24 protein-coding genes, 1 tRNA gene and 1 pseudogene are annotated in these 24886 nt (G+C 69.0%); 15 read left to right on the forward strand and 11 right to left on the reverse strand.

Going from position 1 to position 24886, the window contains the following annotated elements:
- Nucleotides 1-456: 456 nt before the first annotated feature.
- Nucleotides 457-690: a hypothetical protein gene (locus GXW78_RS16050; protein ID WP_211869846.1), complete on the forward strand. Its 234-nt coding sequence runs from the start codon at nucleotides 457-459 to the stop codon at nucleotides 688-690.
- Nucleotides 691-778: 88 nt separating this feature from the next.
- On the opposite strand, the gene GXW78_RS16055 is transcribed toward GXW78_RS16050, so the two are convergent.
- Complete coding sequence (locus GXW78_RS16055) at nucleotides 779-946, reverse strand: ribbon-helix-helix protein, CopG family (protein ID WP_211869847.1); 168 nt, start codon at nucleotides 944-946, stop codon at nucleotides 779-781.
- Nucleotides 947-1090: 144 nt separating this feature from the next.
- On the opposite strand from GXW78_RS16055, the gene GXW78_RS16060 reads away from it, so the two are divergent.
- From GXW78_RS16060 to GXW78_RS28655, 6 genes and pseudogenes are all read left to right on the forward strand, one after another.
- Nucleotides 1091-1357, forward strand: coding sequence for a hypothetical protein (locus GXW78_RS16060; protein ID WP_211869848.1), 267 nt, complete (start codon nucleotides 1091-1093; stop codon nucleotides 1355-1357).
- Nucleotides 1354-1575 (forward strand): hypothetical protein, encoded by a 222-nt coding sequence (locus tag GXW78_RS16065; protein ID WP_211869849.1) that lies wholly within the window; start codon nucleotides 1354-1356, stop codon nucleotides 1573-1575. Before GXW78_RS16060 ends, GXW78_RS16065 begins: the two co-directional genes overlap by 4 nt.
- 158 nt (nucleotides 1576-1733) lie before the next feature.
- Nucleotides 1734-2333: a hypothetical protein gene (locus GXW78_RS16070; protein ID WP_211869850.1), complete on the forward strand. Its 600-nt coding sequence runs from the start codon at nucleotides 1734-1736 to the stop codon at nucleotides 2331-2333.
- Between the two features lie 12 nt (nucleotides 2334-2345).
- Nucleotides 2346-2633, forward strand: a complete 288-nt coding sequence (locus GXW78_RS16075; protein WP_211869851.1) for a DNA-binding protein — start codon at nucleotides 2346-2348, stop codon at nucleotides 2631-2633.
- Nucleotides 2626-2877: a helix-turn-helix transcriptional regulator gene (locus tag GXW78_RS16080; RefSeq protein WP_211869852.1), complete on the forward strand. Its 252-nt coding sequence runs from the start codon at nucleotides 2626-2628 to the stop codon at nucleotides 2875-2877. Before GXW78_RS16075 ends, GXW78_RS16080 begins: the two co-directional genes overlap by 8 nt.
- 530 nt (nucleotides 2878-3407) lie before the next feature.
- Nucleotides 3408-3869: pseudogene (locus GXW78_RS28655) on the forward strand (tyrosine-type recombinase/integrase); the annotation flags it as partial.
- 150 nt (nucleotides 3870-4019) lie between these two features.
- Here GXW78_RS28655 and GXW78_RS16090 read toward each other — a convergent pair.
- Nucleotides 4020-4106: transfer RNA gene (locus GXW78_RS16090), tRNA-Leu, on the reverse strand.
- A gap of 177 nt (nucleotides 4107-4283) precedes the next feature.
- Between GXW78_RS16090 and GXW78_RS16095 the strand changes: the two genes are divergently transcribed.
- From GXW78_RS16095 to fzlA, 5 genes are all read left to right on the forward strand, one after another.
- Nucleotides 4284-5228 carry a complex I NDUFA9 subunit family protein gene (locus GXW78_RS16095; protein ID WP_211869853.1) on the forward strand — a complete coding sequence of 315 codons (945 nt, stop codon included), beginning with the start codon at nucleotides 4284-4286 and terminating at the stop codon, nucleotides 5226-5228.
- Between the two features lie 248 nt (nucleotides 5229-5476).
- Nucleotides 5477-6916: an NAD(P)-dependent oxidoreductase gene (locus tag GXW78_RS16100; protein ID WP_211869854.1), complete on the forward strand. Its 1440-nt coding sequence runs from the start codon at nucleotides 5477-5479 to the stop codon at nucleotides 6914-6916.
- Nucleotides 6917-6924: 8 nt separating this feature from the next.
- Nucleotides 6925-11463: a glutamate synthase large subunit gene (gene gltB, locus GXW78_RS16105; RefSeq protein WP_211869855.1), complete on the forward strand. Its 4539-nt coding sequence runs from the start codon at nucleotides 6925-6927 to the stop codon at nucleotides 11461-11463.
- A gap of 126 nt (nucleotides 11464-11589) precedes the next feature.
- Nucleotides 11590-12099 (forward strand): hypothetical protein, encoded by a 510-nt coding sequence (locus GXW78_RS16110; protein WP_211869856.1) that lies wholly within the window; start codon nucleotides 11590-11592, stop codon nucleotides 12097-12099.
- A gap of 48 nt (nucleotides 12100-12147) precedes the next feature.
- Nucleotides 12148-12816 (forward strand): FtsZ-binding protein FzlA, encoded by a 669-nt coding sequence (gene fzlA, locus GXW78_RS16115; RefSeq protein ID WP_211869857.1) that lies wholly within the window; start codon nucleotides 12148-12150, stop codon nucleotides 12814-12816.
- Between the two features lie 121 nt (nucleotides 12817-12937).
- Here fzlA and GXW78_RS16120 read toward each other — a convergent pair whose 3' ends face one another.
- Entirely contained in the window at nucleotides 12938-13753 is an 816-nt protein-coding gene (locus GXW78_RS16120; protein ID WP_211869858.1) for a tetratricopeptide repeat protein, read from the reverse strand.
- 59 nt (nucleotides 13754-13812) lie between these two features.
- On the opposite strand from GXW78_RS16120, the gene GXW78_RS16125 reads away from it, so the two are divergent.
- On the forward strand, nucleotides 13813-14679 hold the full coding sequence (locus tag GXW78_RS16125) for a Rossmann-fold NAD(P)-binding domain-containing protein (protein WP_211869859.1): 867 nt from the start codon (nucleotides 13813-13815) through the stop codon (nucleotides 14677-14679).
- On the opposite strand, the gene GXW78_RS16130 is transcribed toward GXW78_RS16125, so the two are convergent.
- The 3 genes from GXW78_RS16130 to GXW78_RS16140 form a co-directional block, all read right to left on the reverse strand.
- Nucleotides 14632-15384, reverse strand: a complete 753-nt coding sequence (locus GXW78_RS16130; protein WP_211869860.1) for an alpha/beta hydrolase — start codon at nucleotides 15382-15384, stop codon at nucleotides 14632-14634. The two genes, GXW78_RS16125 and GXW78_RS16130, sit on opposite strands and share 48 nt — an antisense overlap.
- Before the next feature lie 100 nt (nucleotides 15385-15484).
- A complete protein-coding gene (locus GXW78_RS16135; protein ID WP_211869861.1) occupies nucleotides 15485-16651 on the reverse strand; it encodes a fumarylacetoacetate hydrolase family protein in 1167 nt (388 codons plus the stop codon).
- A gap of 99 nt (nucleotides 16652-16750) precedes the next feature.
- Nucleotides 16751-17743 carry a tripartite tricarboxylate transporter substrate-binding protein gene (locus GXW78_RS16140; protein ID WP_211869862.1) on the reverse strand — a complete coding sequence of 331 codons (993 nt, stop codon included), beginning with the start codon at nucleotides 17741-17743 and terminating at the stop codon, nucleotides 16751-16753.
- A 279-nt stretch (nucleotides 17744-18022) separates the two neighbouring features.
- Here GXW78_RS16140 and GXW78_RS16145 point away from each other — a divergent pair, with 279 nt between their 5' ends.
- Together GXW78_RS16145 and GXW78_RS16150 are read left to right on the forward strand one after the other, a co-directional pair.
- The gene (locus GXW78_RS16145; protein WP_211869863.1) at nucleotides 18023-18997 is read left to right on the forward strand and encodes a Bug family tripartite tricarboxylate transporter substrate binding protein; all 975 of its coding nucleotides are present in this window, start codon (nucleotides 18023-18025) and stop codon (nucleotides 18995-18997) included.
- Nucleotides 18994-20076, forward strand: a complete 1083-nt coding sequence (locus tag GXW78_RS16150) for a malate/lactate/ureidoglycolate dehydrogenase (protein ID WP_211869864.1) — start codon at nucleotides 18994-18996, stop codon at nucleotides 20074-20076. The genes GXW78_RS16145 and GXW78_RS16150 overlap by 4 nt, the downstream gene beginning before the upstream one ends.
- Before the next feature lie 326 nt (nucleotides 20077-20402).
- On the opposite strand, the gene GXW78_RS16155 is transcribed toward GXW78_RS16150, so the two are convergent.
- The 5 genes from GXW78_RS16155 to GXW78_RS16175 are packed head-to-tail and all read right to left on the reverse strand — an operon-like array spanning nucleotide 20403 to nucleotide 24741.
- On the reverse strand, nucleotides 20403-20816 hold the full coding sequence (locus tag GXW78_RS16155; RefSeq protein ID WP_211869865.1) for a DUF1428 domain-containing protein: 414 nt from the start codon (nucleotides 20814-20816) through the stop codon (nucleotides 20403-20405).
- A gap of 27 nt (nucleotides 20817-20843) precedes the next feature.
- Nucleotides 20844-21647: a crotonase/enoyl-CoA hydratase family protein gene (locus GXW78_RS16160; protein WP_211869866.1), complete on the reverse strand. Its 804-nt coding sequence runs from the start codon at nucleotides 21645-21647 to the stop codon at nucleotides 20844-20846.
- On the reverse strand, nucleotides 21644-22654 hold the full coding sequence (locus tag GXW78_RS16165; protein ID WP_211869867.1) for an acyl-CoA dehydrogenase: 1011 nt from the start codon (nucleotides 22652-22654) through the stop codon (nucleotides 21644-21646). The genes GXW78_RS16160 and GXW78_RS16165 overlap by 4 nt, the downstream gene beginning before the upstream one ends.
- Complete coding sequence (locus GXW78_RS16170) at nucleotides 22654-23793, reverse strand: acyl-CoA dehydrogenase family protein (protein WP_211869868.1); 1140 nt, start codon at nucleotides 23791-23793, stop codon at nucleotides 22654-22656. The genes GXW78_RS16165 and GXW78_RS16170 overlap by 1 nt, the downstream gene beginning before the upstream one ends.
- Before the next feature lie 42 nt (nucleotides 23794-23835).
- Complete coding sequence (locus GXW78_RS16175; protein ID WP_211869869.1) at nucleotides 23836-24741, reverse strand: DUF808 domain-containing protein; 906 nt, start codon at nucleotides 24739-24741, stop codon at nucleotides 23836-23838.
- Nucleotides 24742-24886: the final 145 nt, after the last annotated feature.

Raw genomic sequence — 24886 nt, forward strand, 5'->3', positions numbered from 1 at the left:
CTTTGAACGTTAGCAAGCGCCCTATGATGGATCGGCGTGTCTTCGCCGCCTGTGATTTGTCGCAAGAGAGCTTCTTCGTGGCGCAGGAGCTCAAGCTCAAGCTCCGATATCGTCGGCATTGATTGTCCTAGCGCCGAGGGGTGTCACTGACCTGGGTGAATAGCGGCCAGACGTGATGAGATTGAAAGCGGTTAAACGAGTGTCGCGACAGAGTGATCCCGCAAAGCGCGGGGGACCCTTTCGGCAGCGCGTGCCACAGCAGCCGGGCGCGGCCTGCTGTCGGCAAAAGAAAGCCCGCCGTTGGGGTGCGGCGCGCGCGACCGATTCCGCATAGCGTTCGCGATGCCGGGAACGTGCAAGACGATGGCACCTCAGCGAGATGCCCCGGCGCAACCAAATTTTCGCCACCGCGCTACGAGTAAACCGAAGTTCATCCTGAAAGCACGGTCACCAGCCATGACGCCGCCGGAGACCCTCCCCCCAAATCCATCGTTCTATGGCGTGCGCATCAACCACGCACCACCCATGCTCGACCAGCGGCTCAAAGGCGTCATTCGAGCCAGCGATCTATCGGCCCGTATGTCGATGCTGGCTCATAGCCGCCGCGAGTTCGAAGCTGCGAAGGGGCAAGTCGCCCGTGATGGATGGAGTGCGGTTATCACGTTCCTCGTATGGCTGCCGGCCGACTGAACGCGCATCCCTCAGCGAATGATCGCCCACGCGACGAGAGCAGCGGCCACGAATAGGCAAGCCACGTACTGCCAGAAGGCGCGCCCGTTCATGGCTTGGAGCGCTCCAGCTTCAAATGGCCGTGCCTTACCAGCCATTCGCGCAGGACACGCTCGACCAAGTTCGAGACCGAGCGGTCATCGGCCTTCGCCGCGCGCTCTACGGCTGCCTTCACCTCAGCCGACAAGCGGACACTCGTGGGATAGACGTCTGCCATGGGGCACCTTTGACTACAAACTAGTTGACGGCCGGCGTCGAATCTAGCAGATTGTAGTCACATTCGCTACGGCGAGTTCGGCCGGACTGTGTGCTGGAACACACAACCCGGCCTGACCAAACCGCGATCCGGGAGACCGCGACTATGGCTGAGCCTAACACTATCACTCTCACCGGCGGCACGCGCCTGGATCTTCTCGGTCCGATCGAGGGGCCGGTGAACGAGTTGCGCACCCGCCTCGAGTTCCTCACGGAGTTCTTCGCGCAGAAAGACGCTGCGGCGACGATGGGTAGCGGAATGCTCTACCTCCAGCTCGCCGATTGCCTGGACGAGGCGCACGCCGCCTGCGTGGCCTGGGAAGCAGCGTGGGTGGCGACGGGCGGCTTGCCAGACGGCGGGGTGCCGGCATGACCCGCCCCCGCTTCCACCTGTCCCGCCGTCGCCGCCAGCGCATCGAGGCCCTGGTCGCGCATCTGGTGGACCTGCTCGACGCCGTGGACGGCGACCCGGACATGGAGCCGGAGACGGACGAGGACGACGGGGAGGAGGCAAGTCTGCAGCCGGTCCCGCGCCGGGTCCGGTGCTTCCGCCGCATCCGTCACGTCACCCTCGCGGATTACGCCCGGTGACCCGCCCCTTCCGCTGGCCGGAGCGTCCCAAGCCCGGCGACAAGCCCGAACCGCCGCCGCAGTGGTGAAAAGGGGGGCCGGGGAGACCCGGCCCTTTTCGCGCTCGCTTGCACAATAGTCGTTTACACGAATCGTAAGCGTTTGCTAAACGCGAAGGCATGAGCAAAACACTCCCCTGGGCCGAGCCCACGTTCACCTTCGCTGAAGTGCTGACTGTGGTCGGTACGGAGAGCGCTTGGCTGCGCACCCTCCTGCAGAGGGACAAGGACGGCCGGCTCGGGACGAAGCATCGCACCGGCCGCCTTCTGTTCGCTCTCAAGGACGTCGTCGGTATCAATGTTCTGTGGCAGCTGAACACCACCCTGCGCATGGCGCCCGCTGCGGCGTGGGAAGTGGTCGAGTCCGTCTATTGGGTCATCGGCAACGCGAAGAAGGCCGACGGCACCAAAGACCGCACACATGCAGATGTGCGCATCGCTTTCGATAGCGACGGCGGCGTACTGGTCTGGACTGTCCGTGACGATGGCCGTGTCATCACTTGGAACGACAACGCGACGGAGAAGATGTCCATCACGGTCGCCGCTGAACGCGGGCCGCGGATCGTCTTTCCTATGTCGGCAATCATGGCGCCATTCCACAGGGCGGTACAGTTGTGGGCAAACTGGCCGGAGGCCGGCGCGGAGGCTGACGAGGAGCCCAGCGGAGGCGAGAAGTCCCCCGATGACGACGGCGTGCCGGCCACGGCGAAGGCCAACTGATAACCGCGCCCCGTGACCGCACCCGCCACCCCGCGCGCGCCTGCCACCCCTGCCGTGCCCCGTGGCGCGCCGGTGCCGGCTGCGCTGGGCTTCTCGGCACGCCTGAGCCCGCCTGACGCCTCGCGCTACCTCGCCGCCGTGTGGGCCATCCGGCGCACGCCGAAGACGCTGGCGAAGATGCGGTGCGTCTCCGTCGGCGGTGGGCCGGCGTTCCAGAAGTGCGGGCGCGATGTGATCTATCAGCGCACCGCGCTGGATGCTTGGGCGAATGAGATGACGCGGGAGGGCGGCGATGGGTGATCGCTCCGTCCGGACCCGCTGGGGGCGCGGCCTGCGCCGCGAGGATGCAGCCGAGTACCTCGGGCTGTCCGGCTCCATGCTCGACAAGGCGCGCAAGGAAGATCCGACCTTCCCGAAGCCGGTCCCCCTGGTGGGTAGTGTTGAGGCCTGGGACCGCGAGGCCTTGGACCGCTGGTTCGAGGACCGGAAAGCTACCGCAGAAATGCGGGAGGTTCCTGCGTCCGTATCCTGGGTAGCGCCATGATCACGAAGCCCCGCCGGTGGAAGCATGTCGTGCAGGACAAGGACCGCCATGGGAACGTGCGGACCTACCTGCGCGTGCCCGGCCGGCCAAAGGTGCGCCTGACCGAGACGCCTGGCACCGACGCCTTTGAAGCCGAATATCGCGCCGCCATGCATGGGCCAGTGTCGCGCAAGGCGAAGCCCCTGCCGATCGGCGAGGTGCGTTCTGGCTCCATCGACGCGCTGTGCGTCGCCTACTTCGGCACGGCCGAGTACAAGGGCCTGGACGAGCGCGGGCAACGCGTCCGCCGTCAGATCCTCGACCGCTTCCGGGCGAAGAACGGGACCAACCCTGCGGCCTCTCTGACGGCCAAGGCGCTGTGGGACATCAGCGACGCCCTGGCCGATCGGCCGGAGGCGTTCAACGGCCTCCTGAAGGCGCTGCGGGCCGTCTACAAGGCCGGGGTGCGTCGGCAGCTGGTGAGCGCCAACCCGGCCGCTGCGGTGCCACTGTTGCCCAGCAAGAACCCCGACGGGTTCCATTCATGGACGATGGACGAGGTCGCGCAGTTCGAGGCGCGCCATCCCATCGGCACGAAGCCGCGCCTAGCGCTCGCGCTGCTTCTCTACACCGCCCAGCGCCGTAGCGACGTGGTGCTGTTCGGCCGGCAGCATGTGAAGGACCGGTGGCTGTCCTTCACGCAGCAAAAGAACCGAAAGCGCAAGCCGGTCCATCTGACGATACCTGTTCGGCCGGAGCTACAGGCGATCATCGATGCGACACCGTCAGCGGGGCTGACGTTCCTGTCGACCCGCACCGGCGGGAATTTCTCTGCCGAGTCGTTCGGCAACATGTTCCGCAAATGGTGCAACGAGGCCGGCCTACCGCACTGCTCCGCGCATGGCCTGCGCAAGGCGACGGCCGCGCGCCTGGCTGAGACCGGCGCCACGGAACTCGAAATCATGGCCATCACGGGCCATCGGACCTCGAAGGAGGTGGTGCACTACACGCGCGCCGCCTCTCAACGGACGCGGGCGGAAACGGCGTTTGGCCGCCTCGCGGGGGCGGCTGCCGCCCAACAAAAAGTCCCACCAGCCGGTGCAACGGCTGAGTGGGACGAAAACGCTAACCAAACCGTTGATTCGAAAGGCAATTCAAGTGCTTGGTGCCCAGGAAAGGACTCGAACCTTCACAACCTTGCGGTCACTGGCACCTGAAGCCAGCGCGTCTACCAATTCCGCCACCTGGGCAAGGAGGCCGGCGCCTTGCGGCGAGGGCCGGGGAATTACCCGCGGTCCGGCGGGCCGTCAAGCGTCCCCGATCGGAATTGCGCCAGCTTTCGTGACCGTTCCGCGGCCGCTGCGCCGCCGGCTTGGTTCCCCCGTCCCTGCCCCATATGAGGGCGACACAGGCGGGCGAGGGGTAGGGTGATGATGCGGCAGGTGGCGACGGTGTTCGGCGGCGCTGGGTTCATCGGCCGGCACGTGGTGCAGCGCCTCGCGCGGCAGGGCCATGTCGTCCGCATTGCCGGGCGCGATACGGAACGGGCACACCGCCTGCGCACACAGGGGGACGTCGCGCAGGTGGTGCCGGTCTCCGCCTCGGTGACGGATGAGGGATCGGTGGCGCGCGCCGTGGCGGGGGCGTCGATCGTGGTGAACCTCGTGGGCATCCTGTTCGAACGGCGGCCGGGCGACTTCGGGCGTATCCAGGCGGAGGGCGCCGGCCGCATCGCGCGGCTCGCAGCCGCGGCGGGCGTGTCGCGCCTGGTGCATGTCTCGGCGATCGGCGCGGACCCGGCAGCAGAGAGCCGGTACGCGCGCAGCAAGGGGGAGGGCGAGGCAGCGGTGCTCGCCGCCTTCCCTGGCGCGACGATCTTGCGGCCCTCACTGGTGTTCGGGCCGGACGACCAGTTCTTCAACCGCTTCGGCGCGCTGGCGGCGGCACTGCCGTTCATGCCCGTGGTGGAGGGCGGGACTCGCTTCCAGCCCGTCCATGTCGGCGACGTGGCGGACGCGGTGATGGCGGCGATCGAGCGGGACGATACGGCCGGCCGGATCTTCGAACTCGGCGGGCCCCGCGTGATGACGATGCGGGAGGTGCTGGAATTCGTGCTCGAGCATACGCATCGCCGCCGGCGGCTGGTGGCGCTGCCCGAATGGCTCGTGTCGCTGCAGGCGCGGCTCGGGGAATGGCTGCCGACCCCGCCGCTGACGCGCGACCAGCTGATCATGCTGCGGCGGGACAATGTGGTGACGGCGGCGGATGACCTCGGCGCACTCGGGATCCAGCCCAAGGCTGTGGAGGCCGTGGTGCCGGCCTATCTGGCGCGATTCCGGCGCGGCGGGGTGCGCCAGGCGGTGCCGCTGTGAAGGTAAGGCCGATTCGGACATAAAATCCGATATTGCGAGCCTCTCGCAATCAGCTGTGCGGCATTTCGGAGAAAATTAGGACATAAAAGCTGCCTTATCGGCTCGGAAAGGACTCGCGTCGGCTCTATTCATGCCGTATGTGACCGAAGCCGGCGCCCTTGCATTGGGTTAATGCCCCACGCGCGCCGGCTCGTTCGGGTGGTCCCTGAACGCGACCTAGCAATACCGATGCCGCCGCGGGGGTTCGCATGGCCGAGAAAATGCTCCAGTTCGTGCGCCTGCAGCAGCGGCAGCCCGACAAGCGCGATGCCGGGGAGCGCCGTGCCGACTGGGAAGAGGTGTACCGCCCCTTTGCGCAGGAAGCCGCCGCGACCCAGGCCTCGCGCTGCTCGCAATGCGGCGTGCCGTTCTGCCAGGTGCATTGCCCGCTGAACAACAATATCCCGGACTGGCTGAAGCTGACGGCCGAGGGCCGTCTGGAAGAGGCCTACGAGATCGCCGCCGCGACCAACACCTTTCCCGAGATTTGCGGCCGCGTCTGCCCGCAGGACCGGCTCTGCGAAGGCAATTGCGTCATCGAGAAGGGCTTCGATTCCGTCACCATCGGCGCGGTCGAGAAGTACATCACCGACACCGCCTGGGAACGCGGCTGGGTCAAGCCGCCGAAGCCGGCGATGGAACGTGGCCAGTCGGTCGGCATCATCGGCGCGGGCCCCGCCGGCATGGCGGCGGCCGAGCGGCTGCGCGTCATGGGGTACCAGGTCACGGTCTATGACCGGCATGACCGCGCCGGCGGGCTGATGATCTACGGCATCCCGAACTTCAAGCTGGAGAAGGACGTCGTGCTCCGCCGCCAAAAGCAGTACGAGGATGGCGGCATCGAGTTCAGCCTGAATGTCGCGGTGGGCCGCGATGTCACGCTTGGCGAGCTGCGCAACAAGCATGATGCGGTGCTGGTCGCGACCGGCGTCTACAAGGCGCGCGACATCGCCAATCCCGGCGCGGAGCTGCCGGGTGTGGTCGCCGCGCTGGACTATCTGATCGCCGCGAACCGCAAGGGCCTGGGCGATGCCGTGCCCGAGTTCGAGGGCGGCGCGCTGAATGCCGAGGGCCGGCATGTCGTGGTCGTCGGCGGCGGCGACACCGCGATGGATTGCGTGCGCACCGCGGTGCGGCAAGGTGCGGCTTCCGTCACCTGCCTCTATCGCCGCGACAAGGCGAACATGCCGGGCTCGATGCGCGAGGTGAAGAACGCCGAGGAAGAGGGCGTGATCTTCGAATGGCTGGCGGCGCCCGAGGCGTTTCTCGGCGGGACGGCCGTGGAGGCGGTGCGCGCGCAGCGCATGCATCTCGGCCTGCCGGACGCGACCGGCCGCCAGCAGGTGGAGCCGATCGCGGGTGCGCTGTTCGACCTGAAGGCGGACCTCGTCATCAAGGCGCTCGGCTTCGATCCCGAGGATCTGCCGGCCGCCTTCGGTGAGCCCGAGCTCGGCGTGACGCGCTGGGGCACGCTGAAGGTGGATCACCGCACGATGATGACGGCGCTGCCCGGCGTGTTTGCCGCCGGCGACATCGTGCGCGGCGCCTCGCTGGTCGTCTGGGGCATCCGCGACGGGCGCGACGCCGCCGACCAGATCCATGCCTACATCCAGGCGCGGGCCGAGTGCCCGGCCATCGCGGCGGAGTGACAGCCACCATGTCGCAGTTCGAATCCGGTCCCGACTTCGTCGCTTCCTACGCCGCCGGCCGCGCGGCGCTGGAGAGCCACGCGCATCTCGACCTGACCGAGCATGATGCCTGTGGCGTCGGCATGGTCGCAGCCCTCAACGGCAAGGCGTCCCGCAAGGTGGTGCAGGCGGGTATCGATGCGCTGAAGGCGGTGTGGCACCGCGGCGCAGTCGATGCCGATGGCAAGACCGGCGACGGCGCGGGCATCCATATCGAGATCCCGCAGGATTTCTTCGCGGAAGTCGTGCGCCGCGGCGGCGACAAGCTGAAGCCCGGCCACATCGCCGTCGGCATGGTGTTCCTGCCGAAATCCGACCTCGGCGCGCAGGAACGCTGCCGCCAGATTATCGAGACCGAGATCCTGAACGCCGGCTACCTGATCTATGGCTGGCGGCAGGTGCCGATCAACGTCGCCTGCATCGGCGAGAAGGCGAATGCCACGCGCCCCGAGATCGAGCAGATCCTGATCTTCGACCCCGAGCAGCGCGAGGTCGCGACCGCCGAGCGCGACATGTATGTGATCCGGCGGCGCATCGAGAAGCAGGCGATCGCCGCGCAGATCCCGGAGTTGTATCTCTGCTCGCTGTCGGCGCGCTCGATCATCTACAAGGGGATGTTCCTGGCCGAGAGCCTGACGGAGTTCTACCCCGATCTGGTGGACGACCGCTTCGTCTCGCGCTTCGCGATCTATCACCAGCGCTACTCGACCAACACCTTCCCGACCTGGCGCCTCGCGCAGCCGTTCCGCATGCTTGCCCACAATGGCGAGATCAACACGCTGCACGGCAACGCCAACTGGATGAAGAGCCACGAGACGCGGCTCGCCCATCCGCTGCTCGACGACCACATGGACGACCTCAAGCCCATCGTGCAGGCGGGCGGGTCGGATACGGCGACGCTCGACAACGTGTTCGAGCTTCTGGTGCGGGCGGGGCGCGACGCGCCGATGGCCAAGGCCATGCTGATCCCGGAAAGCACCGGCAACAACGCGACGATGCCGGAAAACCACCGCGAGCTGTTCATGTACTGCAACGCGGTGATGGAACCCTGGGACGGGCCGGCCGCGATCGCCGCGACGGATGGCCGCTGGGTGATCGGCGGGCTCGACCGCAACGGGCTTCGCCCGATGCGCTATACCGTCACGACCGATGGGCTGCTGATCGTCGGCTCCGAGACCGGCATGGTGAAGGTTGCCGAGGACAGCACCGTGCTGAAGGGCCGCGTGGGTCCGGGACAGTGCATCGGCGTCGATCTCGAAGAGGCGAAGTTCTACGAGGACGCCGCGCTGAAGGACCTGATGTCCGCCCGCAAGCCCTTCGGCAAGTGGACGGCGCGGACCACGCGGATCGATGAGATCGTGAAGGCCGAGGCGGACGAGCGTGCGCATTACGGCGTCGAGGAGTTGCGCCGCCGCCAGCTCGCCATGGGCTACACGCTGGAGGAACTGGAGCAGATCCTGCACCCGATGGCCGACGAGGCGGCCGAGGCGCTGGGCTCGATGGGCGACGACACGCCGATCGCCGTGCTGTCGGAACAGTACCGCGGCCTGCATCACTATTTCCGCCAGACCTTCGCGCAGGTGACGAATCCGCCCATCGATTCGCTGCGCGAGACGCGCGTGATGACGCTGCGGACGCGGCTCGGGAACCTCGGGAACATCCTCGACGAGGACCCGTCCCAGTGCGACATGCTGATGCTGGAAAGCCCGGTGCTGTCGAACGCGCAGTTCGAGGCGATGCGCGACTACATGGGCAGCACCGTCTGCACCGTGGATTGCACCTGGCCGGCCAGCGACGGTGAGACGGGCCTGCGCCGCGCCATCGAGCGCATCCGGCGGGAAGCCGAGGAGGGCGTCCGGTCCGGCTGCGCGCATGTGATCCTGACGGATGAGGCGCAATCGGCGGAACGTGCCGCGATCCCGACCATCCTCGCGGTCGGTGCCGTGCAGGCGCATCTGATCCGCCACGGGCTGCGCACCTTCACCTCGCTGAACGTTCGCTCGGGCGAGTGCATGGACGTGCACTACTTTGCCGTGCTGATCGGCGCGGGCGCGACGACGGTGAATGCCTATCTGGCGCAGGAGAGCATCGCGGACCGGCACCGCCGCGGGCTGTTCGGCAATGCCGGGCTCGGCCAGGCGGTGGGCAAGTACAAGAAGGCGGTGGACAAGGGCCTGCTGAAGGTCATGTCCAAGATCGGCATCGGTGTGCTGTCCTCCTATCGCGGCGGCATGAATTTCGAGGCGATCGGCCTGTCGCGCGCGCTGGTGGCGGAATTCTTCCCCGGCACGCCGTCGCGTATCTCGGGCATCGGCCTGTCGGGCATCGCGCGGCGCGTGCTCGGGCTGCATGCGAAGGCGTGGCAGATCGGCGCGGTGACGCTGCCGGTCGGCGGGCTGTACAAGCTGCGGCGGCGGGGCGAGGTGCATGCCTTCGACGGCAGCCTGATCCACACGCTGCAGAAGGCGGTCGAGACCGACAGCTACCAGACCTACAAGCGTTACACGGAGGCCGTGCGGCGGCTGCCGCCGGTCGCGCTGCGGGACCTGCTGGATTTCCGCCTGGAGGGCCGCACGGCCGTCTCGCTCGAGGAAGTCGAGAGCATCACGGAGATCCGCAAGCGCCTGCTGGCGCCCGGCATCTCGCTCGGCGCGCTGTCGCCCGAGGCGCATGAGACGCTGTCGATCGCGATGAACCGTATCGGTGCGCGGTCGGACAGCGGCGAGGGTGGCGAAGATCCCGCGCGCGCCAAGCCGCGCGCCAACGGCGACAATGCGAATTCCGCGATCAAGCAGATCGCCTCCGGCCGCTTCGGCGTGACCGCGGAATACCTGAACAACTGCCGCGAGATCGAGATCAAGGTCGCGCAGGGGGCGAAGCCCGGCGAGGGCGGGCAGCTTCCCGGCTTCAAGGTCACCGGGCTGATCGCGAAGCTGCGGCATTCGACGCCGGGGGTGATGCTGATCTCCCCGCCGCCGCATCACGACATCTACTCGATCGAGGATCTCGCGCAGCTCATCTACGACCTCAAGCAGATCAACCCGGATGCGTCGGTCTGCGTGAAGCTCGTCTCGCGGTCGGGCATCGGTACCATCGCGGCGGGTGTCGCGAAGGCGAAGGCGGATGCGATCCTGGTGTCCGGCCATTCGGGCGGCACAGGTGCGTCGCCGCAGACGTCGATCAAATATGCCGGCCTGCCTTGGGAGATGGGGCTGTCCGAGACGCATCAGGTGCTGCAGCTCAACCGCCTGCGGCATCGCGTGAAGCTGCGCACCGATGGTGGCATCAAGACCGGGCGCGACGTTGTCATCGCCGCGATGCTGGGCGCCGAGGAGTTCGGGATCGGCACGGCCTCGCTGGTCGCGATGGGCTGCATCATGGTGCGGCAGTGTCATTCCAACACCTGCCCCGTCGGCGTCTGCGTGCAGGATGAGGCGCTGCGCGAGAAGTTCACCGGCTCCCCGGAGAAGGTCATCAACCTGTTCTCCTTCGTGGCGGAGGATGTGCGCGAGATCCTGGCCTCGCTTGGTTTCCGAAAGCTGACGGACATCATCGGCCGCACCGACCTGCTGCAGCAGGTCTCGCGCGGGTCGGAGGATCTCGACGACCTCGACCTCAATCCACTGCTGGTGCAGGCGGATGCGGGGCCGCACCCGGCCTATTGCACGCTGGAAGGCCGCAACGAGGTGCCGGAGACCCTCGACGCCGAGATGCTCCGCGACGCCGACGCGCTGTTCCGCCACGGCGAGAAGATGCAGCTCCAGTACAACATCCGGAACACGCATCGTGCGATCGGCACCAAGGTGTCGTCGCGTATCACGCGGCAGTTCGGGATGTCCGGGCTGCAGCCGGGGCATCTCACGGTGCGGCTGCGTGGCACGGCGGGGCAGTCGCTGGGCGCCTTCGCGGTGCGCGGGCTGAAGCTCGAAGTGTTCGGCGATGCCAACGACTATGTCGGCAAGGGGCTATCGGGCGCCACCATCGTGGTGCGGCCGGCGCCGTCATCGCCGCTGGTGTGGAACGACAACACGATCATCGGCAACACCTGCCTGTATGGCGCGACGGCGGGGGAGCTGTTCGCGGCGGGCCAGGCGGGCGAGCGATTCGCGGTCCGCAATTCCGGTGCGACGGCGGTGGTGGAAGGGTGCGGCGCCAATGGCGCCGAGTACATGACCGGCGGCACGGTCGCGATTCTCGGCGCGGTGGGGGATAATTTCGGCGCCGGCTTCACCGGCGGCCAGGCCTTCGTCTACGACGCCGATGATACCTTCGGCGTGCGAGTGAATCCCGAGACGCTGGAATGGTCGCGGCTTGCCCATCCGCATTGGGAAGGCGTGCTGTGCGACCTGATCGCCCGCCACGTTGCCGAGACGGGCAGCCGTTTCGCTGCTCGCCTGCTGAACGAGTGGGCGGTGGAGCGCACGCGCTTCTGGCATGTCGTGCCGCGTGAATTCTTGAAGTACCTGCCGGTGCCGATGACCGAGGCCGCGGCCGTCGCCGCGGAGTGACCTGGCACACCGCCCACTGAAGCGATTCAGCGGGCGGTGTGCTGCCATCTTCCGTTCCCATGACGACGGGGTAATCTACACCCGTGCGATGCGCGTCCGGCGCGTCGCGAGAAGGGGAGCAGAGTCGTGCGCCGTCTTGCCCTGGCCCTGGTGGCCACCCTTGCCATGGCAGCGCCCGCGGCGGCGCAGCAGGTCCGCAACCTCGCGTCAAACAATGGCTGGGTCGCCTATACGGCCCAGAGCAATGCCGGACCGCTTTGCGGGATGGGCACCGAGGCCAACTCCGTCGGCCGCTTCTTCTGGATCAAGGTCGAGCGCCTACGGGGCAACCTGCACGGCTTCATCCAGGTAGGCGACCGGAGCTGGAACGTGCGCCAGGAGGCGCAGGGCCGCATCGTCGTCGGCATCGACCGCCAGCGCGCCGAGCTGAACTACACCGGCACCTCGCGGCCCGACATGGTTGAGGCATCCTATCGTGGCGCCTTCGAGAACTTCCTCAACTTCGTGCGCGCCTTCGCGCTCGGCAACCGCATGCAGGTATCCTTCCCGGGCGAGGACGTCTCGCCCTGGGGCGCCAATCTGCGCGGGACGCGCGCGGTGACCGAAGCCTTCCTCAACTGCGCGCGTCGGATGTGACGCGACGGCTTTGCGCCGGCGCTGGGGGGGTGGCATAAGCAGCCCATCGTGAGGCTGCTTTTCCACCTTCCCCTCTCCCCCTTCTCCCGTAAGGTGCGCCTCGCGTTGGCCGAGAAGCGCATCCCGTTCGACATGCGCATCGAGCGCGTCTGGGAACGGCGAGAGGATTATCTGTCGATGAATCCTGCCTGCACCGTGCCGGTGCTGCAGGAGGACAACGGCCTGACGATCGCCGATTCCACCGCGATCTGCGAGTACCTCGACGAAGCCTATCCGGACATGCCGCTGCTGGGCCGTACCCTGGCCGAGCGTGTGGAAGTGCGCCGCCTGGTCGCGTGGTTCGACGGCAAGTTCCATGCCGAGGTCGGCATGAACCTGCTGTACGAGAAGCAGATGAAGCGGCTGATGGGGCGCGGCAACCCGGATGCGACGGCGATCCGCGCCGGCTACGCCAATCTGCGGCCGCACCTGGAATACATCGGCTGGCTGGCGGAGACGCGGCCCTGGTTGGCGGGCACCTCCCTGACGCTGGCCGACCTGGCCGCGGCGGCGCATCTCTCGGCGCTCGACTTCACCGGCGATCTCGACTGGACGCTGAATGAATCGGCGAAGGATTGGTATGCGCGGATGAAATCCCGCCCGTCCTTCCGCCCGCTGCTGACGGACCGGGTCAGCGGCGTGACACCGCCGGCGCACTACGCGGACCTCGATTTCTGACGTTACCGAGGGCCGGCGGCTGAGGGCTTTTTTTCCGTCAGATGCCGGGCGCCTCGGCTCGCGCCGCGTGGGCGGTTTGTGTCGTGTGTGGTGCGGACGCAGTCCGATGGTGCTGGCGGCGCTACCGCACCGGCCCGGCCTCGATCAGCGCCATGTTTTGCGCCGCGAGGTCCGCGGCCGCTCCATCCGGCGCCAGTTCCACCACCCGTTCCCAATCGGCGCGCGCGCCAGCCGCGTCGCCTTGCGCCTGCCGGATGATGCCGCGCTCCAGCAGCGCCTCGACATTGTCCGGTTCGAGCCGCAGCGCATGCACCACGCTCTCCGCCGCCGGGCCGAGCCGTTCCAGCCGTCGCAGCGCGGAGGCGCGGATCACCCAGGCCTCGGCGAAGGACGGTTCGGCCGCGACGACCTGGTCGAGATCGGTCAGCGCCTCCGCCGGGCGGTTCAGCGCCAGGGACGCCATGGCCCGTTCGGCCAGCAGCTCGGGATTGGCCGGCGTCAGCGCCAGGGCGAGCGACAGCGCCGCATGGGCGCGCTCCGGTCGGCCGGCGGCGATCCAGGCCTCCCCTGACTGACCGAAGACGGCAGCGCGCGCGGCGATGCCCGCGCGGCTGCGCGTCGCGATGCGCTCCAGGGCTTCAGCGGCGCGTTCCGCCTCGCCCAGCGAGAGCATGGCGAGCGCCGCGCAATGCGCCGCCGCTTCGCCGCCGCCTTCCATGGCCCAGGAATCCGCGAGGCTGCGGGCGCCCTCGGGGTCCTCGTCCAGCATCTGCAGGCAGCGCTCGTATTCCGGCGCATCGGTCAGGCGCGGAGGGTCGGGCGGGGTGGGCAGGGCCTCGTCGATGCCGGGGCTGGCGGACAACCACCACCATGCGCCACCCCCGGCCACGATGAGCAGCATCGCGGCCCCGGTCAGCAGGAGGCGGAATGGCGTCATGCCGGGCAATCTAGTGCCCGCTGCGCAGCCGTGCCAGATCACGACCGTGGGAGGTAGCCATGCTTCTGGTGGTGGGACTCGGCTTTGCCGGTACGGCGGTGGCGAAGGCTGCGGCAGCGGCGGGCCTTCCGGTCGCCGGGACGGCACGGGAACCCGGCACGGCCGCACCGGTGCCGATCATACCCTTCGCCGGCGCCGGGGAGGCGTTCCGCGCTGCGACGCATCTCCTCCTCACCGCGCCGCCGGGGGAGGTCGGCGATCCCACGCTGCTGGCGCACCGCGCGGCGCTGGAGGCGGCGCTCTCGGCCGGCACGCTGCGCTGGGTCGGCTACGTCTCGACCACCGGTGTCTATGGCGATCGGGGCGGCGCGGAGGTGGATGAGGCGACGCCCCCCGCGCCTGGCCAACCGCGCAGCCGGCGCCGCGTGGCGGCCGAGCAGGCCTGGCGCGACGTCACGCGGGGGCGCGCGGCGCTCGACCTGATGCGTGCCGGTGGCATCTACGGACCCGGGCGCTCGGCGATCGATGATCTGCGGGCCGGCACGGCGCGGCGGATCCTCAAGCCCGGCCACGCCTTCTCCCGCATCCATCGCGACGACATCGCCGGCGCGGCGCTCGCCGCGATGGCGCAGCGCCGCGCGCCGGAAGCGCGCGTCCTGCATCTGGTCGATGATGAGGCGGCCGAAAGCGCCGCTGTCACGGAGTACGCCGCCACGCTGCTCGGCGTGCAGCCGCCGGCGGCGATCGCCTTCGAGGCCGCCCGCGAGACGATGTCTCCCATGGCGCTGTCCTTCTGGTCGGAGAACCGTCGCGTCGCCAATGCGGCCACGAAGGCCGCGCTCGGCATCGCCTGGCGCTACCCCACCTATCGCGAGGGCCTAGCCGCCATCCTCGCTGAGGAACGGCGCGAGCGTCTCGCCCAGTAGCGCGAGGTCCTGCGGCCGCGACAGACGGTGGTCGCCATCCTTGATCAGGTGGACGCGAACATCGTCGCCCGTCAGCGCCTCGGCGATGCGCAGCGCATGTTGCCACGGGACGTCTGGGTCGCGCTGCCCTTGCAGGATGCGCACCGGCACCCCGACCGCGAGCGGTCCGCGCAGCAGCAGGTTCTCGCGACCGTCCTCGATCAGCGCGCGCGTGATGGGGTAGGGGGCGCCGTACTCGCTCGGGCGGTGCCAGACGCCGTCGCGCTCGATCGCCGCGCGGATCTCGGGCGTGAATTCGGCCCACATCAGGTCCTCGGTGAAGTCCGGCGCCGGTGCGATGCCAACCAGGGCGCGCACCGCCATCCGGCGCGCGAGCAGCAGCGCGATCCAGCCGCCCATGGACGATCCGACCAGCACCTGCGGTCCGGGCGTCAACGCAGCGATAACGCAGGCGGCATCCGCGGCCCAGCGGCCGATCGTGCCGTCCACGAAGCGGCCTTCCGACGCGCCGTGCCCCGAATAGTCGAAGCGCAGGAAGGGCGCGCCGCGCGCCGCGCACCAGCCGGCGAGGAACTCCGCCTTGCTGCCCGTCATGTCCGAGTTGAAGCCACCGAGGAAGACCACGCCGGTGCCGCTGCCGGCGATGCGACGCCAGGCGAGGCGGACGCCGTCGCTGCGGTCGAGGGTGCCGGTTTCCTCCTTCATGGTGCGGCCGTTGGAGAGAGATGCCGCCGCCCGCCAACCCTTATCCCGGCCGAGGCCGCGCGGCGGAGCATCTTGAGCTGCCAGACCGCCCGCCGCGCCGTCATGGCCGTGGCAATCCACGCCGCGTCAGCGACGCGAACAGCGCGCCCGTCCCGAATACCCAGGGCGGGCATTCATCCGTGCGGTCGACCTCGTTCACCAGCGCACCCAGTCGCGGCGAGGCGACGCGCACCACGTCGCCTTCCTTGTGCGTGAAGCCCATCCCTGCCGTGCCGCGGTCCTTCGAGGGTGAGAAGGGCGTGCCGAGATACAGCACCGCGCCGTCCGGGTATTGGTGATGGGCGCCGATCATCTGCCCGACGATCGCGGTCGGGTCGCGACTGATCGAACCGACCGCGCCGCGTTCCTCCAGCGCGAAGCCGTCGGCGCCACTGATGGTCAGGGTGATCTCGGCCCGGCGGACGTCCTCCAGGGTGAAGCCTTCGTCGAACAGCCTGATCATCGGGCCGAGCGCGGCGGAGGCGTTGTTGTCCTTCGCGCGGCCGAGCAGCAGCGCGCTGCGCCCTTCCACATCGCGCAGGTTCACGTCGTTGCCGAGCGTCGCGCCCTGGATGCTGCCGCGGCTGTTCACCACCATCACCGCCTCCGGTTCCGGGTTGGACCACTGGGACGCGGGATGCACCCCGACCTTCGATCCGGTGCCGACGGCGGCCATCGGCGCGCACTTCGTGAAGATCTCGGCATCCGGGCCGATGCCGACCTCGAGGTACTGGCTCCACCAGCCCTTCTCGACCAGCGCGGCCTTCACCTTCATCGCCTCGGCGCTGCCGGGAACCAGGTTGGCAAGATCGTCGCCGATGATGGCGCGCACCTCGGCGCGAACGGCTTCGGCGCGGGACGCATCCCCGCGGCAGCGTTCCTCGATAACGCGCTCCAGCATGGATCGCACATAGGTGACGCCGGCGGCCTTGACCGCCTGCAGGTCGATCGGCGCGAGCAGCCATGGCTTCGCCGGATCGCGTGCGTCATGCGCGGAATTCGCCAGCAACGCATCGAGGTCGATCGCCATCGGCACGCCGCGTGTCCGGATGCAGGCGGCTGGCGTCTCGGACTCCATCCAGCGGGACATCGTGCCGAACTTCAGTGTCATGTCGAAGGCTGCGCCGCCGATGAAGCCGATGATGGAGGGGCCGTCGGCCGTCATCACGCGCGCAGCGAAATTGCCTTGCATGAAATCCGCCGGCAGGCACGTGCGGTCCAGTCGCATCGGAGCTTCTCCCCCCGTTCCCTCCGCACAGGCTGGCCGGACTGCGGGGAACTGTGAAGAGGGGGCGGCCCGACGATTTGGGGAGGAGCGGGCGTGGCCCTACTGCGACAACTGTCCTGACGCTTCCAGCAGTGGCTTCCACCGCGCCACCTCCGCCTGCCAGAAGGCCTGCGCGCCGGCCGGGGTGGTCCGTTCGCCGGTGGCGGGGATGCTGCCGAGTTCGACCATGCGCCGCGTCACCGCTTCATCCCGCAGCGTGGCGAGCAATGCGCGGTTCAGCCGTGCCACGATCGGCGCCGGCGTGCCGCCGGGCGCGAACAGCATGTTCCAGCCGGACATGCTCATCGCCGGCAGCCCCGCTTCGGCGGTGGTCGGCACATTGGGCAGGGCAACGGCGCGCTGGGGCGTGCTGATGGCATAGCCGCGGATGGCACCGGCGCGGATCTGCTCGGCGTTGTTGGTCGTCTGGTCGCAGCCGAGGTCGAGCGTCCCGGACATCAGGTCGTTCATCACCGGCGCATTGCCGCGATAGGGCACGATGGTGACCGGCGTGCCGATGGCCGAGATCAGCAGCAGGCTGCAAAGATGGCTGGTCGAGCCGACCCCGGCATTGCCGAGGTTCAGCCGCAGCCCCTCCCGCCGCACGACGGCGGCGAGTTCCATGAGGTTGGCGGCGGGGAAGTTCGGCCGTGCGATGATGGACATCGGCACTTCGTTCACCATGCCGATCGCTTCGAGCGCCATGGGGTTGAAGCCGGGGTTGCGGATCAGCGTCGGGATCGTCGCCTGGGCCAGGCTGCCGAACAGGATGGTGTAGCCATCGGGCCGTGCCGCAGCGACGCGCGCCTGCCCGATCGATCCGCCGGCACCGGAGGCGTTCTCGACCACCACGGGCTGGCTGAGATCGGCGCTGAGTGCCGGGGCGATCAGCCGGGCGATGATGTCGGCGGGGCCGCCGGGGGCGAAGCCGACGACCATGGTGATGGGGCGGCTGGGGAATTCGGCGGGCGCACCACCCTGCGCTGCGGCTGTGCCGGCCAGGATGGCCGAGAGCGCAAGCCCCAGCACCCCGCGACGCGCTGTCCTGAACATGAACCATCTCCCGATTTCGTTGCGCGGGAGCGTCGCAGCATTGGCGGTGGCTGCAAAGGGCTGCGACGGTCGAATCGGTGGCCGCTGCGACGAGTTGTCGCCGCGTTGTGCCCGCGCTGTCGCCCGCGTGGCGCTGCGGCGGGAACGCCGGACGACGACGGCGCGCAGCATGCCGCGCTCTGCCGGGAGGGTAAGGGCGTGCTGCTGGCGGATGGACGGGCGCCGCGGCAGCGTCCACTCTCCGCGGCATAACCACAATAGCGCCTGGAGGACCCCGTCATGACCACTCGCCGCGCCGCGCTCGGCACCATCGCCGCCACGGGCGCACTCGCCCTGCCGCGCATTGCCCATGCCGCCTGGCCGGCCGATCGGCCGATCGAGGTCGTCGTTCCCTATCCGCCTGGCGGCGGCGTCGACACCATGGCGCGCATGGTGCTGCCGGCGGTGCAGAACCGGCTGCCGGGCGCGCGCTTCATCGTGACGAACCGCGCCGGTGCGGGCGGGCAGCTCGGCTGGGAGGTGGTGTACAACGCGCCGGCCGACGGCTTCATGCTGGCGGCGACGTCGGTGCCGGCGATGGTGACGTATCCGATGGAACGCACCACCCGGTACAAGGCGATGGACTTCACCTTCATCGCGAATGTCGTGGATGATCCTGGCGGGTTGTTCGTCTCGCCGAACTCGCCGCTGCGCACGCTGGAGGATCTGGTTGCCGCGGCGAAGGCACGGCCGGGGGCGATCAGCTACGGCACCACGGGCATCGGCTCGGATGACCACCTGCTTGTGCTGGGCCTCGAGGACAAGCTGAGCCTGCCGCCGATGACGCATGTGCCGTTCAACGGCATGGCGCCGCTGTCGACTGCGCTGGTCGGCGGGCATCTGCAGGTGGGTGCGTTCAACATGAGCGAGGGGCTCGCGCTGCTGCGCGACAACCGCATCCGCTGCCTGGGGCAGGCCGCGGCCGCGCGCTGGTCCGGCACGCCGGAGGTGCCGACCTTCAAGGAGCAGGGCGTGGACCTGATCAGCGGTGCGACGCGCGGCATCGTCGGCCCGCCCAACATGCCTGCCGAGATCACCGCGCGGCTGGAGACGGCCTTCCGGCAGGCGCTGGCCGACACCGACTTCGTGCGGGAGGCCGAGCGGATGGGCCTGCCGCTGGCGCCGCGCATCGGCGCCGATTTCCGCAACGACATCGCGGCGCTGGAGGTCGAGTTGCGCGGCCTGTGGCAGCGCCGGCCCTGGAAGGAATCATGACCGAAGCGGCTACCGTTCACGTCGAGGTAGGATCCCTCGGCGACTTCCTCCGCGCCATCGTCGGCGCAACCGGCAGCACGAATCAGGAGGCGGCGGAGGTCGCCGCCCACCTGCTGGAAGCCAACCTGCAAGGGCATGACAGCCACGGCATCATGCTGCTGCCGCGCTACGTGCAGCATGTCCGCGAGGGCAAGCTGCATCCGAATGTCGGGCCGACGCCGGTGCGGCAGGAGCCGTCCCTCGCGCTGTTCGACGGCAACATGGGCTACGGCCAGCATGTCGGGCGCATCGCCATGGATTGGGCGATCGAGGCCGCGCGCACCCATGGCCATGCGGTGATGGGGCTGCGCAACGTGCACCACATCGGGCGCGTGGGGACCTATGGGGAGCAGGCGGCGCGCGCCGGGATGATCTCCGTCCACTTCGTCAACGGCGTGTCGGGGCCGCCGTCGGTGGCACCCTTCGGCGGGTCGGATGGACGGCTGTCGACCAACCCGGTCTGCGTGACGATCCCGCCGGCCGCGGAAGGCGGGCAGCCGCTGGTGCTGGACTTTGCGACGGCCGCGATCGCGCTCGGCAAGTGCCGCGTCGCGTTCAACGCGGGGAAGGCGGTGCCGGAAGGCGCGCTGGTCGACGCGAAGGGGCAGCCGACGACCGACCCCGGCGTGCTGTATCGCGACAATCCGCGCGGCGCGCTGCTGTCCTTCGGCGCGCATAAGGGGTACGGACTGGCGCTGGTCTGCGAGGTGCTGGCCGGCGCGCTGCTCGGCGGCGCGACCGCCTGGCGGCCGGAAATGCGCGAGCGCGGGATCGTCAATTCCTGGCTGGCCTTCGTGCTGGACCCCGCGCGGTTCGGAGATGTGTCGGCGTTCCGCGAGGAACTCGCCGCGGTGATCGCGGATGTGAAGGCGTCGCCGGCGGCCGATCCGGACAACCCCGTGCTGGTGGCGGGGGAGAAGGAACGGATCACCAAGGCGAAGCGGCTGTCAGGCGGCATCCCGGTGGATGCGACGACCTGGGGGAACCTGGTCGAGGCGGCGCGGAGCCTCGGGATCAACGACGTGCCGGGCGTGCGGTGAGAGGCGTGTTGTGGAGGGGCTCGGCGGTTTTTGCGCGGCGGTAAGATCGGAGAGGGGCGCTGCCCCTCTCCGAGCCTCTCCCCGCCAGGTGCTTGGAGCACCTGGACCGCAGTGACTTGGCCTTGAGCGCGACGGTCAGTCCCCTGCTTTGCGCAAAGGCGTGTCACGACAATGGTTTGAACCCTCCGCGCACAGCGACAAGTGGAGGTTTGCAAAGGCCTTTCGGCCTTTGCCGGGGAAGGGTTCGGGAAGGGGCAGCGCCCCTTCCTGATCCGACCGTCAAGCGCTGGCGCGAACGGACCGAACTCGGCGCGTCTGGCGGTCGCTCAGAGTTCCACGATAGGGATGAAGCCTGAAGCGATCAGGCGCTTCCCGTCGAAGATCGCTTCCTCGGTGTCGGCGACATGCATGCGCGGGTCGGCCATCGCGGCGGCGAGGCCTCTGTCGCGCGTTTCCTTGTCGGGCCATTCGGTCCAGGCGAAGACGATGGCTTCGCCGGGTTGAAGGCGCATGGCCTGGGCGAAGCTCGTGACCATCGCCGGCGTTCGTGCGCCAAGGCCATCGCGGGCGTCGTCGGCGTGGAACTGGGCGTCGTCGCCCGACTGGTCGTCGATCCAGCATTCGACGATGCGCAGCGCGCCGTACTCCTTCAGCACGGCGCCGGTGCGCTTGCTCAGTGCGACGTATTGCTCGCGCTTGTTCGCGGGGACAGGCGCGAGGTAGCCATCGACATAGGTCATTCTGTCAGATGCCGGCGGGGACGTTGCTCAGCGCCCTTCGAAGGATGGGGGGCGCTTCTCCAGCATCGAATCCACCGCCTCGCGATGGTCGCGCGTGCCGTGGGCGAGGGCCTGGTACGCGGCCGACATCTCCAGAAGCGTCGACAGGCGCATGTGCTGGCTTTCGCGCAGCAGACGCTTGGTCATGCGCACGGCCTGCGGTGGGTTCACCGCGATGCGGGCCGCCATCTCACGTGCGGCGGGCAGAAGCTGATCGGGGGCGACGACCTTCGACACCAGCCCGCAGGCCAGCGCCTCGGCCGGGTTGATGGCGTCGCCGGTCAGCGACATCTCCAGCGCCTTGGACATGCCGACGACCTTCGGCAGCAGATAGGCGCCGCCATCGCCTGGCACGATGCCGACTTTCACGAAGGATTCGGCGAAGCGCGCCGTGTCGCTCGCGATGCGGATATCGCACATGCAGGCGAGGTCGAGGCCCGCGCCGATCGCCGGGCCGTTGATCGCGGCGATGGTGGGGATGTCCATCTCATACAGCGCGAGCGGGATCATCTGGATGCCGAAGCGGTAGGAATCCCGCATCTCGGCGCCGGTCTCGCCGCGGGTGATGCCGGTGCGATCGCGCATCCCCTTCAGATCGCCGCCGGCGCAGAATGACGTGCCGGCGCCGGTGACGATTACCACGCGCACATCGCCGTCGCGGTTCAGCGCGCGGCAGGCGTCCGCGACCTCGGCGCATTCCTCGGCGGTCGAGATGGCGTTGCGCTTCTCCGGCCGGTTCAGCGTCAGCGTCACGACATGCCCGTCGCGCTCGATCTTCACGAAGTCGGTCATGCGGCGGGTTCCTCGTCGCGGTCGGTGATGAAGGTCCAGAGACTGCCCGGCGCGGCCTGCACCGTCGCGCCGAGGCGCGCGGACCAGAAGCGTTCGGTGCCGCCTTCCTCGCGCCAGGACCACAGGCGGCGCGTCAGGTGGTGCAGGGAATGCTCCTCGGTGATGCCCATGGCGGCGAGGACCTGGTGCGCGATGGCCGCGCCCTTGGCGGCGGCCTCGCCGGCCGTGACCTTGGCGCAGCCGATCTCGAAGGCGGCGCCGGCCAGCCCGCGCCGGTCCGCGGCGCGCGCTGCGGCAGCGGCAGCGACGGACACTGCCGACGTCTCCGCGGCGAAGACCGCAAGCTGTTGCTGCACGGCCTGGAAGCGCCCGATCGGGCGGCCGAACTGCTTGCGGGTGTTGGCGTGTTCAACGGCCAGCGCCAGCGCTGCCTGCATCGCGCCCGCGATCTGCGCGGCACGGAGCAGCGCGGTGACGAGCATGGCGGCTTCCGCGCCCCAGCCGTTCGGCAGCGTGCCCTCGGCGATCGGCGCACCGGTGATCGCGGGCCGGTCGCGCGCCTCGCGTGCGGTGTTGGTGCCGTCCGTCCAGCGTAGCGACGCGGCCGGATACAGCGCGACCCGCGCGCCATCGACCAGCGCGACATGGCTGGCGTGACGGCCCCAGGGCACCGCCGCGCCCGATGCGGCGAAGGTCAGCACACCATCCGGCACGTCGATGCCCGCGGCCGCCAGCAGCGCGGCGCTGCCGATGCCTTCCGCCAGCGGCACGGGCGCACCGGCGCGCCCTAGCGCCTCCAGCACCGGCACGACATCGAGGAAGCCGAGGCCCGCGCCGCCGCGATCCTCCGCCACCAGCGCGGCGCCGAGGCCGAGCGCGTTCAGCGCGTCCCACGCGGCATCCGGAAACATGCCGTCCTCGACCCTGCGCAGCACCTCGACGCCCGCGGCGTCGTCCAGCGCGCGCGTGACCTGCTCGGCGAGTTCCGCCCCGATCGTCGTGCTCATCAGCGCAGCCCCAGCTCGCGCGCGATGATGCCGCGCATGATCTCCCGCGTGCCGCCGCGCAGCGAGAAGGTCGGCACGATCTGGGTGAGGTAGGCGTGCATGCGACGCATTGCCTCCGGCATGTCCTCGGTGTCGATGACGTCGCGCATGCGGTCGGGCAAGGCCTGTTCGAAGTCGTTGCCGAGATCCTTCACCAGCGCTGCCTGGCGGATCGGGTCCTCGCCTTCCTGCAACATGCCGGCGACGGCGGTGGACATGGACCGCAGCGTCCACAGCCGCGCGACCTGCCGGCCGAGCGTGGCCGCCGAGGCGGGATCGTCGCGCAGCGCCGCGATGCCGGCTTCCAACAGCGGATGGGATGACATGAACCGGTCGGGGCCGGAGCGCTCGAAGGCGAGTTCGGATGTCGCCTGTGCCCAGCCCGCGCCTTCCTGGCCGATCAGCGCGTCCTCGGGCAGCATCACGTCGTCGAAGGTGATCTCGTTGAAGCCTTCCTCGCCAACCAGGTCGCGGATCGGGCGGATGGTGACACCCGGCGCCTTCAGATCCACCAGCACCTGCGACAGGCCTTGGTGCTTCGATCCGCTTTCAGGCGCGGGGGATGTCCGCACCAGTGCGATCATCCAGTCGCAGAGATGGCCGAAGGTGGTCCAGATCTTCCGCCCGTTCAGCTTCCAGCCGCCATCGACGCGATCCGCGCGCGTGCGCAGGGAGGCGAGGTCGGACCCCGAATCCGGTTCCGACAACCCGATGCAGAAGGCGTAGTCGCCGGTTACGATCTTCGGCAGGAACTTCTGCCGCTGCGCCTCGGTGCCGAGCCGCAGGATCAGCGGCCCCGACTGCCGGTCGCCGATCCAATGCGCACCCACCGGCGCGCCGGCGGCGAGCATTTCCTCCAGCACGATGAAGCGGTCGAGGAAGGACCGCTCACCGCCCCCGTATTGCTTCGGCCAGCACATGCCGACCCAGCCGCGCGCGCCGACCGCCCGGGTGAAGTCGCGGTCGAAGCCCATCCAGGATCGGGCGCGCACTTCGGGCGCCCAGCCCTGTTCGTGTTCCGCGATGAAGGCGCGGACCTCCGCCCGCAAGGCGGCCGCGCCCGGCGGCGGGTCGCGAAGGTCGAAGCGCAATCCGGTCATGGCGTTACTCCCGCCACGATCCTCCGCGTCGGGGCCGCTGCGTCAATGCCCCTTGTGCAGCAAGCGCGAGAGCAGCGGGATCGATGCCCATCCCACCGCGAAACCCAGGATGCCGGCGAGCGTGGCTTCCACGATCCAGCCGATGAAGCCGCCGCCCACGGCCAACCCGGCCCCGTGCACCCAGTGATACGGCGCCGCCAGGCCGAAGAACTCCAACCCATGCAGGATGATGCCGCCGCCCACCCACAGCATCGCGACCGTGCCGACGATCGACAGCAGCTTCAGGACCTTCGGCATGCCGCGCACCAGCAATGCGCCGGCACCGATGCCGCGGCGGACCATCGCCGCCCCGACATCATCCGCCTTCACGATCAGCGCGACGACGCCATAGACGCCGACCGTGATGGCCAAGGCGACGACGGCGAGCGCCGCCCCCTGCGTCCAGACGGTCGCCTCCGGCATGGTGGACAGCGCGATCGCCATGACCTCGGCCGACAGGATGAAGTCTGTCTTGATCGCGCCCTTCACCCGCGAATCCTCGAGCTGCTTCGCATCCATCGGCACGTCCGAGGACTGCGCCTGTTCAGGATGCGGGCGGGTCCATTCCAGCACCTTCTCCGCACCCTCGAAGCACAGGTAGATGCCGCCCAGCATCAGCAGCGGGGTGATCAGCCAAGGAGCGAAGGCGGCGAGCAGCAGGGCGGCCGGCAGCAGGATGACGAACTTGTTGAACAGCGAGCCCATCGCGATGCGGCCGATGATCGGCAGTTCCCGCTTCGCATCGAAGCCGACGACGTAGCGCGGCGTGACCGCCGCATCGTCGATCACCACGCCGGCTGCCTTGGCGCCGGCCTTGGCGGCCTGTGCCGCAACGTCGTCGATCGAGGCAGCGGCGACCTTCGCGATGGCCGCAACGTCGTCCAGCAGTGCCAGCAGGCCTGTGCTCATCTGTAATTCCCGGCTGTTTGTGGCTGAGTCGGAACATCATGGCACGGGTGGAGCAACGCCGTCGCCACGGAGGCTGCGACAGATCGAAGAAGTGGGACCCGCGCGCCGTCCCTCGGATCACAGTGCGGGAGGGGCGTCTTGCCGC

The sequence above is a fragment of the Neoroseomonas terrae genome, assembly GCF_018129025.1.
In the GTDB taxonomy this organism is placed as follows: Bacteria; Pseudomonadota; Alphaproteobacteria; order Acetobacterales; family Acetobacteraceae; genus Neoroseomonas; species Neoroseomonas terrae.

Bases quoted from the DNA above. Each gene is read 5' to 3' on its own strand.
- GXW78_RS16050 (WP_211869846.1), top strand. From the start codon at position 457: ATGACGCCGCCGGAGACCCTCCCCCCAAATCCATCGTTCTATGGCGTG.
- GXW78_RS16055 (WP_211869847.1), bottom strand. From the start codon at position 946: ATGGCAGACGTCTATCCCACGAGTGTCCGCTTGTCGGCTGAGGTGAAG.
- GXW78_RS16060 (WP_211869848.1), top strand. From the start codon at position 1,091: ATGGCTGAGCCTAACACTATCACTCTCACCGGCGGCACGCGCCTGGAT.
- GXW78_RS16065 (WP_211869849.1), top strand. From the start codon at position 1,354: ATGACCCGCCCCCGCTTCCACCTGTCCCGCCGTCGCCGCCAGCGCATC.
- GXW78_RS16070 (WP_211869850.1), top strand. From the start codon at position 1,734: ATGAGCAAAACACTCCCCTGGGCCGAGCCCACGTTCACCTTCGCTGAA.
- GXW78_RS16080 (WP_211869852.1), top strand. From the start codon at position 2,626: ATGGGTGATCGCTCCGTCCGGACCCGCTGGGGGCGCGGCCTGCGCCGC.
- GXW78_RS16100 (WP_211869854.1), top strand. From the start codon at position 5,477: ATGGCCGAGAAAATGCTCCAGTTCGTGCGCCTGCAGCAGCGGCAGCCC.
- gltB (WP_211869855.1), top strand. From the start codon at position 6,925: ATGTCGCAGTTCGAATCCGGTCCCGACTTCGTCGCTTCCTACGCCGCC.
- GXW78_RS16120 (WP_211869858.1), bottom strand. From the start codon at position 13,753: ATGACGCCATTCCGCCTCCTGCTGACCGGGGCCGCGATGCTGCTCATC.
- GXW78_RS16125 (WP_211869859.1), top strand. From the start codon at position 13,813: ATGCTTCTGGTGGTGGGACTCGGCTTTGCCGGTACGGCGGTGGCGAAG.
- GXW78_RS16130 (WP_211869860.1), bottom strand. From the start codon at position 15,384: ATGAAGGAGGAAACCGGCACCCTCGACCGCAGCGACGGCGTCCGCCTC.
- GXW78_RS16135 (WP_211869861.1), bottom strand. From the start codon at position 16,651: ATGCGACTGGACCGCACGTGCCTGCCGGCGGATTTCATGCAAGGCAAT.
- GXW78_RS16140 (WP_211869862.1), bottom strand. From the start codon at position 17,743: ATGTTCAGGACAGCGCGTCGCGGGGTGCTGGGGCTTGCGCTCTCGGCC.
- GXW78_RS16145 (WP_211869863.1), top strand. From the start codon at position 18,023: ATGACCACTCGCCGCGCCGCGCTCGGCACCATCGCCGCCACGGGCGCA.
- GXW78_RS16150 (WP_211869864.1), top strand. From the start codon at position 18,994: ATGACCGAAGCGGCTACCGTTCACGTCGAGGTAGGATCCCTCGGCGAC.
- GXW78_RS16155 (WP_211869865.1), bottom strand. From the start codon at position 20,816: ATGACCTATGTCGATGGCTACCTCGCGCCTGTCCCCGCGAACAAGCGC.
- GXW78_RS16160 (WP_211869866.1), bottom strand. From the start codon at position 21,647: ATGACCGACTTCGTGAAGATCGAGCGCGACGGGCATGTCGTGACGCTG.
- GXW78_RS16165 (WP_211869867.1), bottom strand. From the start codon at position 22,654: ATGAGCACGACGATCGGGGCGGAACTCGCCGAGCAGGTCACGCGCGCG.
- GXW78_RS16170 (WP_211869868.1), bottom strand. From the start codon at position 23,793: ATGACCGGATTGCGCTTCGACCTTCGCGACCCGCCGCCGGGCGCGGCC.
- GXW78_RS16175 (WP_211869869.1), bottom strand. From the start codon at position 24,741: ATGAGCACAGGCCTGCTGGCACTGCTGGACGACGTTGCGGCCATCGCG.